The sequence below is a fragment of the Miniphocaeibacter sp. genome (genome assembly GCF_049276255.1).
GTDB lineage: Bacteria > Bacillota > Clostridia > Tissierellales > Peptoniphilaceae > Miniphocaeibacter.
This window is the reverse complement of the sequence record NZ_JBASWB010000056.1, coordinates 1-16,829: the sequence shown is the minus strand read 5'-3', so window position 1 is coordinate 16,829 and position 16,829 is coordinate 1. Positions and strand designations below refer to the sequence as shown.

Sequence of the window (16,829 nt, the reverse complement as noted above, 5' to 3'; positions counted from 1 at the left end):
TTTTAGAAAATACACAATTATATATAAAATTTGTCAACTATTTTATGTGACTTATTCGGTTGTTTATATATTTCTTATATGATATTCTAAATATGAAAATAATATTATGGAGGTAGTTACACGCATGTCTGAGGAAGTTTTTAGCACTAGCCCACTAGGAGAATTGGGATTAATTGTTATGAAAAATATTTGGGATTTTGGAGAGAAAGTAGATGCCGAATTAAAGAGAAGATATAATATTGATGATCCAGATTTCACTTTCAAAGTAGATATTACGGAAACTCGTTTTTCTAACGGTGAAGCTAAAGTTCAAATTAATGAATCTGTAAGAGGTAAAGATGTATTTATTTTATCTGATATTGGTAATTATGGAGTTACTTATAAAATGTTTGGCTCTGAAAACAGAATGGCTCCAGATGAACACTTTGCAGATATTAAAAGAGTAATTTCTGCTATAAATGGTAAGGCTAAAAGAATTAATGTAGTTATGCCTTTAATGTATGGTAGTCGTCAACACAGAAGAAAGGCTAGAGAATCTCTAGATTGTGCAATGGCTTTACATGAACTTGAAGATATGGGTGTAAACGGAATTTATACATTTGATGTACATGATCCAAATGTACAAAATGCTATTCCACTATTATCTTTTGAAAATATTTATCCTACTGCTGAAATAGTAAAGGATTTTTTATGCAGGGAAAATATATCCGATGAAGAATTGGATAATAAAAATATTATCATTATAAGTCCTGATACAGGCGCCATGGATAGAGCTGTTTATTATTCAAATGTATTACAACAAGATATTGGTCTTTTTTATAAAAGAAGGGACTATAGTCGAATTGTAAACGGAAAAAACCCTATTGTTGAACATAAATATATAGGTAAGGATGTTGAAGGAAAAGATATTTTAATAGTAGATGATATGATAGCTTCAGGAGAATCGGTTTTAGATATTGCTGAACAATTAAAAGCTCAAAAAGCCAGAAGAGTTTATGCAGCAGTAAGTTTTGCCTTATTTACTGAAGGACCTAGTAAATTTGATGAATATTATGAAAAAGGATTACTAGATGCTGTATATTCAACAAACCTTACTTATGTTCCTGAATCAATTAAATCTAAACCTTGGTATAGACATGTTGATATGTCGAAACTTTTAGGTAAATTTATCTACAATATAAATTTAGATATATCCCTTAGCTCACTACTAGATAAAACTAGAGGAATAAGAAGAATTGTAAGAAAGAAAAGTTAGTAAAAACTGCTTAATTGCAGTTTTTTTAGCTCTATAATTTATAGTGTTAATGGAAATTAATCCATTGACACTATTTTTTATTGCTCACATATAAATATATATTGTTAATTAATGTCCTTATTATTTTCAATGTTCTATGTTAAGTATGATATATTATTAATAATTATTGCATTTTACTTTATTCAGATATATAATTGAGTCGTAAACATAAACAACTTTCAATGTACTAGGAGGAAAAAATGAAAGATTATTTCAATTTAACTGGAAGAGTTGCTCTAATAACTGGCGCTTCTAGCGGATTAGGAGTTCAATTTGCCAATGCACTAGGTAATCAAGGAGCAAAACTTGCTTTAATAGCAAGAAGGGCTGAAAAATTGGAAGGAGTAAAAAAAGATTTAGAGTCAAAGGGCTATGAAGTATTTGTTCAAACTTGTGATGTTACTAAAACAGAGGACATAAAAAACGCAGTATCTAATATAGAAAAACACTATGGAAAAATAGATATATTAGTAAATAATGCCGGTTTAGGTTTAGGTGAACCTGCCGATACTATGAGCGATGAAGTTTGGGAAAAAATGATGAGAACAAATATTGATGGTGTTTATAAAGTAGCTCGAGAAGTTGGTAAAATAATGAAGAAAAACCATTATGGACGTATTATAAACCTAGGTTCTATTCATTCTAGAGTTGCTATGCCTCATTCAAATATGATGACTGCATATGCTACAACAAAAGGAGCTGTCTTTATGATGACAAAAGCCCTTGCTAATGAATGGGCTAAAGAAGGCATTACAGTAAATGCAATTGGACCAGCATATTTTGAATCTGAAATGACTAAAGATGTATTGTCCAATGATGCTTTTGATACAGTAGTCGGAACATATTGTCCTATGGGAAGAACAGGCTCTAAAGGAGAATTAGACACAGCAGTAATCTATTTTGCATCTGAATTTTCATCTTATACAACTGGACAATTACTTAATGTTGACGGTGGTTGGACTGCTATATAATATTACATTAAAAAAGTAGACATATTAATATGCCTACTTTTTTTCAATTAGTCTTAAAATGCGTCTTCAACTTTCCATTCTTTCCATACATTACCAACTAATCCAGTACCTGGTTTTAAGGTTTTCTTGCCTGGTTGCCAACCTGAAGGAGTAACTTCTCCACCACCAGTTTTTCTTACTAATTGGTAAGCTTGAATTTGTCTTAAAGCTTCTGAAACATTTCTTCCTACTGGAGGAGTTAATACTTCAAATGCTTGAATATTTCCATCTGGATCTATAATAAATCTACCTCTAGTGTCTACTCCACCTTCTTCATCATAAACACCGTACATTTTACCTATAGCTCCACCTTGGTCAGATAGCATTGGGAATGGAATATCTTTTCCAACCATTTTTGATAACTCTTGATCGTTCCATACCTTGTGTACAAATGTTGAGTCAACACTCATTGAAAGTACTTGTACATCTAAATCTTTAAACTCGTCATTTTTTGCAGCAACTGCTGACACTTCAGTCGCTCAGACAAAAGTAAAGTCTCCTGGATAGAAACATAATAGTACCCATTTTCCTCTATAATCCTCTAAACTTACTTCTGTCATTTCACCATTGTAAAATGCTGGTGCTGTAAATAATGGTGCTGGTTTACCAACTTTAATCATGCTTTGTTCCTCCTTAATATTTTCTTCTACAATTAATTCTTTTTTCTCCTCTACTGGAGCATTCTTTAATGTAGGTCTTCCACAACCTGCTGTCATGTTGAAGATACCTCCTTAATTATAACTATTTTATAATGTATGTATTTTTGTAACTATTACAATTCCATACAAAATATATATAACCTTTTTAAATGAATTTAAACATATTTATTCAGTTTTTTGAATATATTTAAATATCTTTGCATTTATTTATATTTTAAATTAATAGTAACTCCTACTAACTTATTTGATTATTTATAATTTTACATAAAAAAAGTAGGTAACTTACCTACTTTAAAAAACTATATTCTACCTATACAAATTATCAATTTCTTCAACTGCTTCTTTTTCCAATAGTATTCTTTCATAGGTTTTTTTAATATCTTTAAATAAATCTTCATTATTTAATTCATAAGTATACTCTTTGCCATTTTCAAGTAAAATTACGAATTTATTTTCTCCTAATTCTGAGTCTAGGACCTCCTTAGATATTAATAATTCAATATTACCTTTATTTATGCCAACGGGTTTTACTAATTTAACAGTATCTGGAAATATCCTTTCTTCCTTTAGTTTATTTAAACATTTTTCAAAATCTATTATGTCCTTATTTTCATAACTTTCTAAAGCTACATAACCATTTCTTAAACATAAACTATAAAATTTAATTAGTATTTTCTCATCTTTTACTTCTACAACTTCAGTACTATTATTTTTAATACTATCCATAGATTTATTATAGAAATCCTGTATCTTATTTACTAATTTACTATCTGTATTCAAATAGTAATCTTTATACATATTTTTTTCCTTAACTCTTATATGCATTTTATTCTTAGAAGGATTATCAAAAGAAAGTATAATATCTCCACTTTGAAAATTGTGTTCCCTTATACATTCACATGATTCTTCAGCTTTTTCCTTTTTTAATTCTTCAATTATATGATTAAAATCCTCTTCTATTCCATTATACTTTACAATAAAATACTCATCACTATTGTCCCTATTCCAATATTTAAAATTAATATCTTCTATCTTATTATTATTAACATTATCACTAATACTATCATTTCCGGTTATTCCATCCCTACAACTAACTAATACTACAAAAAAGAACATTGTTAAAACCAGCAAGGACAATTTTTTCATACTTCCCCCCCTTTATAATAGAAACCTTTTTCTAAGGTCTTTTGTGACAGTATAAAAAGGAATTTTTCAATATATAAGTGTTAAGCAGGTCTACCACTTAAATAACCTAGAACTCTTATATTATTTCAAAAGACCTATGACCACATTGCCTCCATATTTTAAAAATGCTAAAATTAATATATTATAAAAATTCATATATACTAATTTATATATACTTATTATAATAAAGAATTAAAAATAATGAGGTATAACTATGGCTTTAACTTCCTATAATTTAAAATTACTAAAATATTTACAGGAAAATAATTCTGTTCATATAAATAAAATTTCTAAACATTTTAATAAAAATACTGCTACTATTAGAAAAAACATTTATCACTTAAATAAATATCTTCCTAAAAATAAATCCCTTATAATAAAAAATGGATATATTTTACATAGTCTGAGTTACAACAATGTTAATGACTTTATTAAAGAATTAAATATGAATAATTACTCTTTAAATAAATATGAACGTATTCACTATATAATTATTAAGACCTTCTTCTATGAAAACATAAATTTAACAAGAGTTTATGAAGATTTAGGTCTTTCCTTAACAACAAAGAAAAAAGATACAAAATTTTTAAAAGAATATCTTGAAGAAAAAGAACTTAGTGTGAAAATTATCCATAAAAAAGGCATAACTATTGTAGGAAATGAACTTAAATTTAGAATACTAGTAATGCAAATTCTAATTCCATTATTTGAAATTGATGAAAATTATAATATTTTACCAAGAAAAGCCAATACGCCTTTAGATAACCTAATAGTTGAAATATTATTAAACAATTATAAGGATGTTAAAAAATTTAGTCAAATATATTTAACCGAATTTTTAAATAAATACTCTCGTAATTTAACCTATTCATCTAAAAAGTTTCTATTGATTTATACTGCTGTTGCAATTTTAAGAAAAGGTAATAATAAAATTAATACTTTTTATAATATACAATTAAGCTCTCTAAATCTAAACTATTTTTTAGATACATATGAAAATGCAGCCCTTAATCAAATTACAACAATGTTGGATTTTTATCCTTCTTTAGAATTTCCTACAAATAAACTATTAGACACTGAAGTTAATAATTTCTTAACTAAGATACAAAATAATATTAAAACTATTTTATATACACGTAATGAAATAAAAAAAGAAATTTATAATTATCTATATAAGGAGATTGTTTCTAAAACTTATAATTACTCCTTTAAAGATAAATTAGTTAAGGATACACATTTTAAATTTTTTGTTTTGTACAATCTAGTTAAAAAATACTCTTCAGAAATTGAAGAAAGTTTTAATGTAAACTTTGACGATGAACAATATTTAACAATTACCCTAATATTAAGAAAATGGATTAATAAGAATAAAGTATTTGGGCATAATATGAAAAAAATTATAATAGTTACAAATACTTACTTTGAGCGAATACAATATTTTATTGAAGCCCTTAAGAATAAGGTAGAAGTTGAAATTATAAAAATTTTTGATATTAATGAAATTAATTTAATTAAAAATATTGAATTTGATTATATTATTACTTTTTCTGATAGAATACATGATATTGTCACCAGCCTTAATTATAACTCAATAAAAATGGAATATTTTTTCAATGATAGTGATATAAATAAATTAATCGATTTAGGCTTTTCTAGAACAAATTTTAAATTTCTAAAATCAGATTTTTCTAAAAAACTTGCAAATAAATCAACTAATGAAATTGAGAAAATATTATCAGATGAATACGATGATTTTTTTATCTAAAATGCCATACATATATTAAACACATAAAACAAAGATGATACCTAAAAAATATAGATAGTATCATCTTTATTTGCTCGTATATTGTTTTCTACATATTAATTATAAAAGTTTTCAAGTTCAATTAGCATTCAATTCCCTTACAATAGCACTTAATTACATTAAAATCGCTATCCAAGGCTATAATATCAGCATCTTTTCCTATTTCTATAGTTCCCTTTTTATCATCAACACCTATATATTTTGCTGGATTTAAACTAGTAATTTTACTTAAAGATACTAAGTCCATTTTGGTATGCTTTAACATATTCTTTACAGACTCCTCATAGCTTACCTCTAAATTCTTCACAGCTTCATAATCATCTGGATTAATATACTCTACTTGTCCAGAATCTTTTGTGATTTTTAATTTACCATTATCCGGCTCGAATTTTTCTCCCCTAATATAATGATAAAATGGTTTTTGTGTTTTTGCTATTCCTTGACAATCTGTAGTTAAATACACTTTATCATCTGTCTTTAACCTGTAAACAAAATCAAAAGCCTCATGTTTTACAGTCATACCTGTTTGTTTTGCAAATTCACAATATAAATCATCAAAATACAAGGCTGCACCAACTACGCTTAATTCTCTGTGATGAAATGCCTTCATACCACTAAACATATGAGTTACTCCACCTAAGCCGTATTCTTTTAATTCTTTTATACATTCAAAAGATGCTCCACTATGGCCTATAGAATTTTGTATTTTTCTTTCCTTATTATATTGAATAAGTTCCTTTGCTTTGTTTAGTTCAGGTGCCAAGGTCATAAGTTTAATCATTGATTTATCATCTTGCAAGTTATAAAACTTCTCCATTAAATTTATGTCCGGGTCAATACAGTGCTCCTCTTCTTGCAAACCCTTATATTCTTTTGAAATAAACGGTCCTTCCATATGAATTCCTAAAAGCTCCGCCCCTTCTTTCTGATTAAGATAAACAGTATTAGCTGCCTTAATAGATCTACAAGTTTCCTCTATAGAATCAGCTCCTGTTGTAGCTAGGAAAGATGTAACTCCGCTTCTAGGTAAATATTTTTGCATTTTCCAAATAGATTCTGGAGTTTTTTCCATCCAAAAAGAACCAGTTGCCCAACCATGTATATGGATATCTATATAACCAGGCATAATTATTAGATTACTGTAATCAATAAATTCTGAATCACAAGATTTATCTATACTTACAATTTTCCCGTCTTCTATTTTTATATAAGCTTCTATTATCCCATCTAAAGTACAAACTTGTTTTGAATATATTATCATTAAAATACCTCTCTAATTCTTAGATAATTTGAATATAGATAAATAGTCTATTTCATTTTAGATTTTAATTCTAAAGATTTATCCTTTGCTTTTTTTGCCATTTCCTTAGCAATTTCAGGTCCCTCTCCTATATAATTTACCGGATTTGTTAGTTCTTCTATTTCTTCTTCTTTAAACATACTAGAAATAGTTTTATCTTCTTTCAATACGGTTAAATAATCTTTACCATCTATCTCTGTTTGCATAGCTTTTTCATACATTAATTCATGGGCTTTATCTTTGCCTATTTTTTTAGCTACTTCCATCATAATATATTCACTATTATCAAGACCTTTATTAATTTCTGCATTTATTTTCATCTTATCTTTTTTAATATCTATAGTCCTAGTTAATTCTTCTGCCCTAATTATTACTTCTGCTGCTAATTCAACAGCTTCTTCCAACAAACCATCAAATAACATATATGAACTACTATCACCTTCAAACATTCTAATACTAGAATAATATCCTAAAGATGCTATAGAATAAAGTTTCTGAGAATTAGCAATAATGCCTTTTGATAGTTTTGGATTTATTTTTTGTGGCATTGTTGAACTGCCAACAGTTCCTGGTGTAAAGGCCTCACTTACTTCTCCTATTTCCTCTAGTCCAGTATAGTATGTTTCCTCTGCCATTTTATGAAAAGTATTACATAACATAGCTAAATTATTAATAAATTCTATTTTATGTAAACACATATTTCTAGATGGAACTTCCATAGAATACATACCTAAATCTTTTGCAACCAAATCTTGTACTTTTCTACCTAATTTTCCTGTTGCATTAAAACTCCCTACAGCTCCTCCCATCATTACCTGGTAAATTCTTTTTTCACTTTCTTCTATTCTATTTAAACTTGAAATTAACTCACTTATCCATACAGATACTTTATAACCATATGTTATAGGAATTGCATGTTTACCATGAGTCCTTCCAGGCATAACTGTAAAAGCATTGTTCTCTGCTAGAATAGACAAGTTATTAAGAATATCTGAAATAAAATCTTTCATTACCTCCATCACTTCTTTAAGGATGTATAATTGCCCTGTTTGTTGTATATTCTGAGTTGTTACGCCATAATGAACATATTTTCCACCAACATCATTACAAGCTTTAACTAAAACCTTTAAAAAGGGTACAAACCCATGTCCTATTCTTTCTTTAATTTTATACATTTCTTCAAAATCTATATTTTCAATTTTACAAGAATCCTGTATGTTATTAGCTGCTTCCTTAGGTATAAATCCAACTTCTCCTTGTGCTTTTGCTAAAGCAGATTCAATTTTTAGCCAAGACTCCACTTTAGATTCTTCTGTTAATAATTTCTTAATTCCTCTATCATCAAGTTTACTTTTAGAATCATATAACGCTCTCATAGATACTCCTCGTAGTTTATATTTTATCTTCCATTGCTAATCTAACAAATTCTACATGTGGTCCAAAAACTACATGAATATGGTTTTCTTTAGGGAAGAAAATTCCTGCACAGCCTGAATCTTTTAGGCCTTTTTCATTAACTAATTTAGGATTTTTTAAATCGATTCTCAATCTTGAAATACAATTTTCCAAACTTAATATATTTTCTTTTCCACCTAAACCTTCTATTGTAATATCTGCAATTTTTTCCCAATTTTTATCTTTTATTAATACACTACTAGCTTCATTAACTTCAAAAGATTCACGTCCTGGAGTTTCTAATGCAAATTTTAAAATAAACCATTTAAAAACAAAATAGAAAACTACAAAATTTACTGCTCCTAACAATATTAGGTTTATCCAATTGGTATTTTCATATAAAAGTCCAAAAATACCAAAATCAAAAATAGTTCCTCGTATATATCCAATAGATATGTTTAAAAGCTGATATGGAATAGTCATTATTCCAGATATAATACAGTACACTATAAATAATGCAGGTGAAATGAATAGAAAAGTAAATTCCAATGGTTCTGTAACATTTCCTAAAAATGCTGTTAATACACAGGTTAAAATAACTCCTTTAGCTATTTTTTTATTTTTTGTAAATGCTGTTTTATACATAGCTAAGCCTATAGCTGGAACTCTAAATAATGTTGTAAGCATTTGAGCTCCTCCTAAATAACTTGTTAACTTTGGCATATATTGAGACCAAGCAGGGTCTGAAGGGCCTAAATTAAATAATATTTCATTTATTGCTGGTAAAATTCCTACATATTCTACACCATTAATAATGTAGAGTCCCCCAGCCTCAGTAAATCGTACTATAGAAGACAAAACATGGTGTAGACCAAAAGGAATTAATGCCCTATTAAGTGCATAAAATATACCACTTCCTATATATGGAGTCATAAATATAAAAGATATACTTATTAAAAATCTAGTTAATAAATCCCATATAATTGGTACTACAAATCCAATTGGTATCATTGCAGCAATTGTAATAATAGGTATAGATTTTTTTCCTCCAAAAAAGGCAAATGCTAAAGGAAGTTCCAAATTATAAAATCTATTAGCGACCTTTGCCGCTACTAAACCACAAATAATACCACCCATTGCTTCTATTTTAAGAGTTTGAATTCCTAATACCATTCCTTGACCAACTTGTGCCATTGTCTCAGGTTCTGCAAGATTACCAGTTATTGTTAAGAATATATTCATTACCTGATTTAAGGTTAAATAACCTGCAACAGATGCAAATACAGCAATTCCTTTTTCTTTTTTAGCAACACCTTGGGCAACTCCCATAGCAAAAAGCAAAGGTATATTGTTAAATACAATACTTGTAATCGATTGTAAACTCTTTATAATTAATTGAAGCGTTTCATTTCCTATTAAAGGAAATTTTTCTAGCATATATGGTTGGGAAAGAGCACTACAAATTCCCATTATCATTCCAACAGGTGCTAATACCGCAATTGGTAGAAGAAGAGAACGACCAAATGTTTGTATACCGTCTTTCCAACTCGAATTTTTTTTCTTTTTCATGTCTCTATCCTTTCGTTATTTATTAAAAATTTCCTTCATGAAGTAACTTAATTATCATATTTATTAAAAAGTTCTTCAAGGTATTAATTATATAAAATATTTTCGCATTTAGTTGCCCCTAAAAACCTAATCTAATTATACAATTTCCTTTATACATGGTAATATTAATAATTGAAAGATTTTATAAAAATATAAGGAAGGTGATTAGATGAAATTATTTGCATTTGATTTAGACGGAACACTACTATCTGACTCTAAGGAAATTACAGAAAATTCTTTAAAAACAATAAATAGAATTGTTCAACTTGGATATAAATGGGTAATTGTAACAGGTAGAAACTATGATTTAGTTAAACCTATTTTAGAACAGTATAATTTAAGTTGTGATTTAATTTTAAATAATGGACACCAGTATATAGATTCTAATAACAAGGAAGTTAAGCGAATACCTATTAAAAGTGAAACACTAAAGGAAACTTTACCAATTCTCTTAAAAGATAAAAATCATACTACTATATTTACTAACAAAGAAAAATATATTTTTACCGATAAAGAATCCTATTTTAAAGAACATGTAAAAATTTTAACTACTATTAACAATAACCATTATTTAAGTTCAAACGAAAATCTTAACTACTATAAAAATATGCTACTTTATAACACTAAGACTCTTGATTTAACTAATACATCAATAACAAAACAATTTGATGTTTTAAAAATAGACCTGGCTAATTTAGATGAGAATAAGGTACAGAATAGTTACCAACTTTTAAAGGATATAGATGATTTAGGCGTTCATAAAACATCAGACTATTCTCTGGAAATTACAGAAATATCTTCTAATAAGGCTCTTATGCTAATGAATTTAGTTAAGGAAAAAGATTTGTCTTTAGACAACATATATGTTTTTGGCGATAGTATGAACGATATTGAGTTATTTGAAACTTTTCCAAATTCAATTGCCATGGGAAATGCTGACAAAAAAATCAAAGAAAAAGCAAAATGGATTACAGATACAAACAATAATGATGGCATATACAAAGCTATAAAAAATATTATCTAGCTTCATATATGCCTTTATGGTGTTTCAATTTTTAAAGTAAAATTAAAATGACTATGAATTTCTGTATATTAAATTATATTTATTTCCCTTTCAAATTCTGGATTATCTGTAATAGTTAATTTAACAGGACAGTACTTTTCTACTAAATTAATAAATTTCTTGATTTGTTTTTCAGAATCATCAGAATCTATATAATAAGTTGTTTTTATTAGGGAAAACCCACTACTTTTTTCTTTGTCCATTTCTCCACTAACATCAATTTTTATAGATTTTATATTTAATTTCAATTTCTTGCTAAAACCTTTAGCTACCATCATCTTTCAAGCTCCTAAGGAGGATAATAAGGCTTCTACTGGAGTCATGCCTTCATCAGAGCCTCCCTCGTCTATCGGCTCATCTAATATTAATTCAAAATTCCTTACCCTAGCTATAGTTTTCATTCCCTCTGTAGATTCTATACTTGCTCTATATAAACTTTTATCCATAGTAACCCCCCTTTATAATCAATGGTATATTTATACCCCTGCTATCTTTCTACAATTATAGGTAAAACTATGTACTTATTAATATATATAATAATCAAACATATAAAAACCACTATAATTATAAAATTATAGTGGTTTTTTAACGACTTACTTATGTAAAACAAGACATATTAATTTAAGGATAATAAGTAAACCGGCCCATTATTTATTTAACAGTATAATCTCAAAGTATATACCTATCTTCTAATATACTTGACTCTTACTAATTTTTATTTCTTTGGTAAATGTCCATTTTGTACTAATGAACATAAGGTATCACAAATAATTCTAACACCCATTAAGGCTGTTTGTTGATTATTGTCATCATAAGGAGGACTTACCTCTACAACCTCCATACCAATAAGACCTGGTTCTGCTAATTTTCTTACTAATCTAAGAACTTCTCTTGGAAGTAATCCACCTGGTTCTGGCCATCCAGTACCATTTGAAATTCCACTGTCAATAACATCTACGTCTACTGTTAGATAAACAGCTTCTACACCATTTGCCCAAGCTTTTTCTAAAGCTATTTCTGCTACCTTATCTACTCCAAGTTCATCTACATCGTCAACTGTTAAAACTGTTTGACCACGTTCTTTTGTACCAGCTGCTGCTCTTGCATCATTTTGCCAGCCACCAATACCTATGTGAACAATATTTTTAGGATCTACATTAGGTAATGAACCTGCATGATATAATGGTGTGTCATGCATTTTTTCTCCCATCATAAGTGGAGTCATATCTAAATGACGATCAAGTTGTATTACTCCAACTTTTCCTTCTATTGATTTTGCAACTCCTTTTATTGTTCCATAAGCAATAGAGTGATCTCCCCCAAGTACAACAGGAAATACATTTTGTTTTAAAATAGTAGATACCGCTTCACTTAATTGTTCAATTTCCCTATCTATTGCATGAATAGAGAAAATATCACCAATATCTCCCATTTTCATTTCCAAGGCTAAATCGATTCCCGCTTCAAAATTATATGTTTTAAATAATTTTGAAATGGATCTCATAGACTCCGGTCCAAAACGTGTTCCCGGTCTAAATGTTGTTCCTACGTCAAAAGGTGCTCCTACAAATGCAACATCTAAATCCTTAATATTATTATAGTCTTCATAATATGGAGTTTTTAAAAATGTTGCTATACCTGCATACGAAGGTATGTCATCTCGAACAAATAGTGGTAATTTTTCCTTTACCTTACTTTTGTCCATTCCACCCATCTTTTCTACAAGTTTTTCTGCTGCTAAAAGTGCTTTTTCGCCATGAGTATTTTTTTTCATATATAACACGCTCCTAGTTATTAAACATACTCACTTTAAAGATTACACTGCACATTTACACCTTACGGCTAAGGTTTCACCTTAATCCTACTACAAAATGTGATTAAAATCAAATTAGCACTATATAAGGTATAGTTTCTAACTTTCTAATTCCTTAATTAGATTAACCATTTCTATTGCACCTTCAGCACATTCAAATCCCTTGTTACCTGCTTTTGTTCCTGCCCTTTCAATAGCTTGTTCAATATTTTCCGTTGTTAACACTCCAAATAAAACAGGTTTTTCACTGTTTAAGGAAATATGTGCTATCCCTTTTGAAACCTCACTACAAACATAGTCATAATGAGTAGTAGAACCTCTAATTATAGCTCCTAGACAAATTATTGCATCGTATTTCTCATTTTTTGCCATTTTAGAAGCAATTAAAGGAATTTCAAAAGCACCTGGTACCCAAGCTACTTCTATATCCTCTTCTTTTACATTATGTCTTTTAAGTCCATCAATTGCTCCCGATAATAATTTCGATGTAATAAACTCATTAAATCTTCCTGCTACTATGCCAATTTTTATATTTTCTGATATTAAATTTCCCTCGTATACTTTCATTTTATCCTCCTATATATTTAAAATATGTCCCATTCTATTTTTCTTTGTATTTAAATAAAATAAATCATGTTTATTAGCATCTATTTCAATTGGTAAACGCTCTGTAATATTAATACCAAATTCAGATAACTGATTTACCTTATCAGGATTATTTGTTAAAAGTTTTATGGAACTAACTCCTAAATCCTTTAACATTTGAGCTCCTATATAATATTCTCTTAAATCCCCTTTAAAGCCTAATGCTAGGTTTGCATCTAGGGTATCCAGTCCTTGGTCCTGTAAATTATAGGCCTTTATTTTATTTACAAGTCCTATCCCCCTGCCTTCTTGGCGCATATATAAAATTACTCCCTGACCTTTTTCAGATATTTCTTTCATAGCATTTTCCAGTTGATTTCCACAATCACATTTTAAAGAGCCAAAAGTATCTCCAGTTAAACACTCAGAGTGTAGTCTACAGAGTACATTATTTTTATTTTTTACATCTCCCTTTACTAAGGCTAAATGATGCTCTTGATTTAGTTTATTTATATAACAATAAAGTACAAAATCACCATATTTAGTTGGTAAGTTAGTCCTTGATACCATTTCTACTAATTTATCCTTGTTTTTTCTATAATCTTGTAAATCTTTTATGGAAATATAGGTAATATTCCATTTTTTTGCAAACTCCTTTAATTCTTCCCTTCTCATCATCTTCCCATTATCAGCCATTATTTCACAGCAAATTCCACATTCCTTCAAATATGCTAATTTCATTAGGTCTACTGTTGCTTCAGTATGTCCATTTCTTTCTAAAACTCCATTATTTTTTGCAACAAGAGGAAACATATGGCCAGGTCTTCTAAAATCTTCAGGCTTACTATTTTCATCTACAGATAAACGAGCAGTAAGTCCTCTTTCTTCAGCTGATATACCTGTTGAAGTTTCTTTATGGTCAATAGAAACAGTAAAGGCTGTTTCATGATTGTCGGTATTAACAGTTACCATTGGAGTCAACTGTAAATTTTCAGCAATTTTTTTACTCATTGGCATACATATTAATCCTTTGGCATATTTTGCCATAAAATTAATATTTTCCGTAGTAGCAAATTCCGCTGCACAAATTAAATCTCCTTCATTTTCCCTGTCCTCATCATCAACTACCATTACTATTTTCCCCTTACTAATATCGGAAATAGCTTTTTCAACTAATTCAAATTTCATTATTTCCTCCTAAAATCCATGTTTTAATAAAAACTCTCTAGAAATATTACTTTCCTGCTCTTTATTTATATTTAAGATTCTTTCAATATATTTGCCAACACAGTCATTTTCCAAATTTACTATACTTCCAATTTTTTTATTGGATAGTATTGTTTCCTTAAAGGTATGCGGAATAACCGATACTCTAAAGCTATCTTTTGTAAAATCTACAATAGTTAGGCTAACTCCATCAATAGCTATTGAGCCTTTTTCAATAATATATTGCATAATCTTTTTATTACTTTCTATTCTGTACCAAGTTGCAATTTCATCTTTTTTTATTTCTACAATCTTTCCAACTCCGTCAATATGGCCTGTTACTATATGACCTCCAAAACGACCATTAGCTGTCATTGCCCTTTCCAAATTCACTAAATCCCCTACTTTAGAATTTTTTAAAGAGGTTTTCTCTAGAGTTTCCCTCATAGAATCAAGACAAAATCCATCCTTTGTAAATTCTGTAACAGTTAAACAAATTCCATTAACAGCAATACTGTCTCCAATTGAAATATCTGACATTATTTTTTCTGCTTTTATTCTTAAGCTTAAAGAATTTCCCTTCCTTGTAATACTGTCAATTTTTCCTATTTCTTCTATAATTCCTGTAAACATTAGGATAAAACCTCACTTTCCAATAAAATATCCGGGCCAAAATATTTAACTGTTGGTAGAGACAACCTTATAGAATTAATCGGGTCATTAATACCATCTCCCCTTATTGGTGAAATTCCATGTAGACCACCAAATAATTTTGGAGCAAGATAAACCTGAATGGACTGCACAATTTTTTCTTCTAAAGCCGACCAGTTTAAAGTTCCTCCCCCTTCAAGTAAAATACTATCTATTTTCATTTCACCTAGTTTTTTCATTAATTGAGAAAGATTAATATGGTCTTTTTTCATATCAGTTACAAGAATTTCACAGCCAAGGTTTGTATATTCTTTTTGTTTCTTAGTGTCTCTATTACAGGTAGCAATAATTGTTCTTACTTTTCCTGCTGTTTTTACAATTTTTGAATCCAGTGGAAGAATTAAATTAGTATCACATATAATTCTTACTGGATTATAAAAACCCTCTAGTCTACAGGTAAGCATTGGGTCATCATTAATAACCGTATTAATCCCCACCATAATGCCTGCATACTCCCCTCTCGTTCTATGTACATTTTCTCTTGCTTCTACACCAGTAATCCATTTTGACTTATTGGTCCTTGTTGCAATTTTCCCATCCATAGTCATTGCATATTTCATAGTTACATAGGGAGTTTTATTTTTAATATAATGAGAAAATATTTTTATTAATTCCTTACATTTCTCTTCTAAAAATCCTACCTTTACATTTATTCCCTTAGCCTTAAGAATTCCAACTCCCTTTCCTGCAACAATGGGATTCGGGTCTAAAGTTCCAACTATAACTTCTGAAATACCACTTTTTATTATTGCTTCTGTACAAGGTGGATTTGTTCCTTGATGGCAACAAGGCTCTAAGGTTACATACATTGTTGAGCCATCTAAGGACTTTTTAGAAGATTTAATTGCATTTACTTCCGCATGAGCCTGACCATATTTTTCATGGTATCCCCTTCCAATAATTTCTCCATTTTTAACAATTACAGCTCCTACTAAAGGATTAGGATTAACTTTTCCCCTACCTTTCTCTGCTAATTCAATTGCTAAATCCATAAATTTTTTTTCGTCCATTTCTCCTCCATAAAATTAAAAATAGAATTATTACAATAAAAAAACCCTGAACAATCCTGTTCAGAGCAAATTAACAATAAATTACTATTATCTTCTTTCATCCAGACTGTACTGTCGGCTTTGGAATTTCACCAAATCATACCTTACGGTGCGTGGGCTTTACCACCGGTAGGGATTTTCACCCTG

General features: G+C 29.0%; 16 protein-coding genes and 1 riboswitch. Of the genes, 4 read left to right on the top strand and 12 right to left on the bottom strand.

Annotated elements, in window-relative coordinates; all coding sequences use genetic code 11:
- Positions 1-124 precede the first annotated feature (124 nt).
- Positions 125-1,255, top strand: a complete 1,131-nt coding sequence (locus WAO56_RS07045) for a ribose-phosphate pyrophosphokinase (protein WP_422142730.1) — start codon at positions 125-127, stop codon at positions 1,253-1,255.
- Positions 1,256-1,494: 239 nt separating this feature from the next.
- Entirely contained in the window at positions 1,495-2,265 is a 771-nt protein-coding gene (locus WAO56_RS07040) for an SDR family oxidoreductase (RefSeq protein ID WP_422142729.1), read from the top strand.
- A 53-nt stretch (positions 2,266-2,318) separates the two neighbouring features.
- Here the strand turns inward: WAO56_RS07040 and prxU are convergent, their stop codons facing one another.
- Together prxU and WAO56_RS07030 are read right to left on the bottom strand one after the other, a co-directional pair.
- Positions 2,319-3,020: a thioredoxin-dependent peroxiredoxin gene (gene prxU / locus WAO56_RS07035; protein ID WP_422142728.1), complete on the bottom strand. Its 702-nt coding sequence runs from the start codon at positions 3,018-3,020 to the stop codon at positions 2,319-2,321.
- Positions 3,021-3,269: 249 nt separating this feature from the next.
- Entirely contained in the window at positions 3,270-4,109 is an 840-nt protein-coding gene (locus WAO56_RS07030) for a hypothetical protein (RefSeq protein ID WP_422142727.1), read from the bottom strand.
- 253 nt (positions 4,110-4,362) lie between these two features.
- Between WAO56_RS07030 and WAO56_RS07025 the strand changes: the two genes are divergently transcribed.
- Complete coding sequence (locus WAO56_RS07025) at positions 4,363-5,913, top strand: helix-turn-helix domain-containing protein (RefSeq protein WP_422142726.1); 1,551 nt, start codon at positions 4,363-4,365, stop codon at positions 5,911-5,913.
- Positions 5,914-6,034: 121 nt separating this feature from the next.
- On the opposite strand, the gene nagA is transcribed toward WAO56_RS07025, so the two are convergent.
- The 3 genes from nagA to WAO56_RS07010 are packed head-to-tail and all read right to left on the bottom strand — an operon-like array spanning position 6,035 to position 10,216.
- Entirely contained in the window at positions 6,035-7,213 is a 1,179-nt protein-coding gene (nagA, locus tag WAO56_RS07020; RefSeq protein ID WP_422142725.1) for an N-acetylglucosamine-6-phosphate deacetylase, read from the bottom strand.
- Between the two features lie 47 nt (positions 7,214-7,260).
- Entirely contained in the window at positions 7,261-8,628 is a 1,368-nt protein-coding gene (locus WAO56_RS07015; RefSeq protein WP_422142724.1) for a class-II fumarase/aspartase family protein, read from the bottom strand.
- Positions 8,629-8,644: 16 nt separating this feature from the next.
- Positions 8,645-10,216 (bottom strand): PTS transporter subunit EIIC, encoded by a 1,572-nt coding sequence (locus tag WAO56_RS07010; RefSeq protein ID WP_422146304.1) that lies wholly within the window; start codon positions 10,214-10,216, stop codon positions 8,645-8,647.
- Positions 10,217-10,424: 208 nt separating this feature from the next.
- On the opposite strand from WAO56_RS07010, the gene WAO56_RS07005 reads away from it, so the two are divergent.
- Positions 10,425-11,279: a Cof-type HAD-IIB family hydrolase gene (locus WAO56_RS07005; protein ID WP_422142723.1), complete on the top strand. Its 855-nt coding sequence runs from the start codon at positions 10,425-10,427 to the stop codon at positions 11,277-11,279.
- Positions 11,280-11,347: 68 nt separating this feature from the next.
- Here WAO56_RS07005 and WAO56_RS07000 read toward each other — a convergent pair whose 3' ends face one another.
- The 7 genes from WAO56_RS07000 to ribD all read right to left on the bottom strand — a co-directional run bounded on the left by WAO56_RS07000 (position 11,348) and on the right by ribD (position 16,643).
- Complete coding sequence (locus WAO56_RS07000; protein WP_422142722.1) at positions 11,348-11,596, bottom strand: OsmC family protein; 249 nt, start codon at positions 11,594-11,596, stop codon at positions 11,348-11,350.
- Positions 11,597-11,599: 3 nt separating this feature from the next.
- Entirely contained in the window at positions 11,600-11,764 is a 165-nt protein-coding gene (locus WAO56_RS06995; protein WP_422142721.1) for an OsmC family protein, read from the bottom strand.
- A 269-nt stretch (positions 11,765-12,033) separates the two neighbouring features.
- Positions 12,034-13,092: an agmatinase family protein gene (locus WAO56_RS06990; protein WP_422142720.1), complete on the bottom strand. Its 1,059-nt coding sequence runs from the start codon at positions 13,090-13,092 to the stop codon at positions 12,034-12,036.
- 138 nt (positions 13,093-13,230) lie between these two features.
- The gene (gene ribE, locus WAO56_RS06985) at positions 13,231-13,698 is read right to left on the bottom strand and encodes a 6,7-dimethyl-8-ribityllumazine synthase (protein WP_422142719.1); all 468 of its coding nucleotides are present in this window, start codon (positions 13,696-13,698) and stop codon (positions 13,231-13,233) included.
- A gap of 9 nt (positions 13,699-13,707) precedes the next feature.
- Positions 13,708-14,904, bottom strand: coding sequence for a bifunctional 3,4-dihydroxy-2-butanone-4-phosphate synthase/GTP cyclohydrolase II (locus tag WAO56_RS06980; RefSeq protein ID WP_422142718.1), 1,197 nt, complete (start codon positions 14,902-14,904; stop codon positions 13,708-13,710).
- A gap of 9 nt (positions 14,905-14,913) precedes the next feature.
- A complete protein-coding gene (locus tag WAO56_RS06975; protein WP_422142717.1) occupies positions 14,914-15,555 on the bottom strand; it encodes a riboflavin synthase in 642 nt (213 codons plus the stop codon).
- Positions 15,555-16,643, bottom strand: a complete 1,089-nt coding sequence (gene ribD / locus WAO56_RS06970; RefSeq protein WP_422142716.1) for a bifunctional diaminohydroxyphosphoribosylaminopyrimidine deaminase/5-amino-6-(5-phosphoribosylamino)uracil reductase RibD — start codon at positions 16,641-16,643, stop codon at positions 15,555-15,557. Before ribD ends, WAO56_RS06975 begins: the two co-directional genes overlap by 1 nt.
- 85 nt (positions 16,644-16,728) lie before the next feature.
- Positions 16,729-16,829: riboswitch (FMN riboswitch) on the bottom strand. This riboswitch is flagged as partial in the annotation.

What these genes read in the sequence shown, in the direction of transcription:
- WAO56_RS07045 (WP_422142730.1), top strand. Translation starts at nt 125, where the DNA reads ATGTCTGAGGAAGTTTTTAGCACTAGCCCACTAGGAGAATTGGGATTA.
- WAO56_RS07040 (WP_422142729.1), top strand. Translation starts at nt 1,495, where the DNA reads ATGAAAGATTATTTCAATTTAACTGGAAGAGTTGCTCTAATAACTGGC.
- WAO56_RS07030 (WP_422142727.1), bottom strand. Translation starts at nt 4,109, where the DNA reads ATGAAAAAATTGTCCTTGCTGGTTTTAACAATGTTCTTTTTTGTAGTA.
- WAO56_RS07025 (WP_422142726.1), top strand. Translation starts at nt 4,363, where the DNA reads ATGGCTTTAACTTCCTATAATTTAAAATTACTAAAATATTTACAGGAA.
- nagA (WP_422142725.1), bottom strand. Translation starts at nt 7,213, where the DNA reads ATGATAATATATTCAAAACAAGTTTGTACTTTAGATGGGATAATAGAA.
- WAO56_RS07015 (WP_422142724.1), bottom strand. Translation starts at nt 8,628, where the DNA reads ATGAGAGCGTTATATGATTCTAAAAGTAAACTTGATGATAGAGGAATT.
- WAO56_RS07010 (WP_422146304.1), bottom strand. Translation starts at nt 10,216, where the DNA reads ATGAAAAAGAAAAAAAATTCGAGTTGGAAAGACGGTATACAAACATTT.
- WAO56_RS07005 (WP_422142723.1), top strand. Translation starts at nt 10,425, where the DNA reads ATGAAATTATTTGCATTTGATTTAGACGGAACACTACTATCTGACTCT.
- WAO56_RS07000 (WP_422142722.1), bottom strand. Translation starts at nt 11,596, where the DNA reads ATGATGGTAGCTAAAGGTTTTAGCAAGAAATTGAAATTAAATATAAAA.
- WAO56_RS06995 (WP_422142721.1), bottom strand. Translation starts at nt 11,764, where the DNA reads ATGGATAAAAGTTTATATAGAGCAAGTATAGAATCTACAGAGGGAATG.
- WAO56_RS06990 (WP_422142720.1), bottom strand. Translation starts at nt 13,092, where the DNA reads ATGAAAAAAAATACTCATGGCGAAAAAGCACTTTTAGCAGCAGAAAAA.
- ribE (WP_422142719.1), bottom strand. Translation starts at nt 13,698, where the DNA reads ATGAAAGTATACGAGGGAAATTTAATATCAGAAAATATAAAAATTGGC.
- WAO56_RS06980 (WP_422142718.1), bottom strand. Translation starts at nt 14,904, where the DNA reads ATGAAATTTGAATTAGTTGAAAAAGCTATTTCCGATATTAGTAAGGGG.
- WAO56_RS06975 (WP_422142717.1), bottom strand. Translation starts at nt 15,555, where the DNA reads ATGTTTACAGGAATTATAGAAGAAATAGGAAAAATTGACAGTATTACA.
- ribD (WP_422142716.1), bottom strand. Translation starts at nt 16,643, where the DNA reads ATGGACGAAAAAAAATTTATGGATTTAGCAATTGAATTAGCAGAGAAA.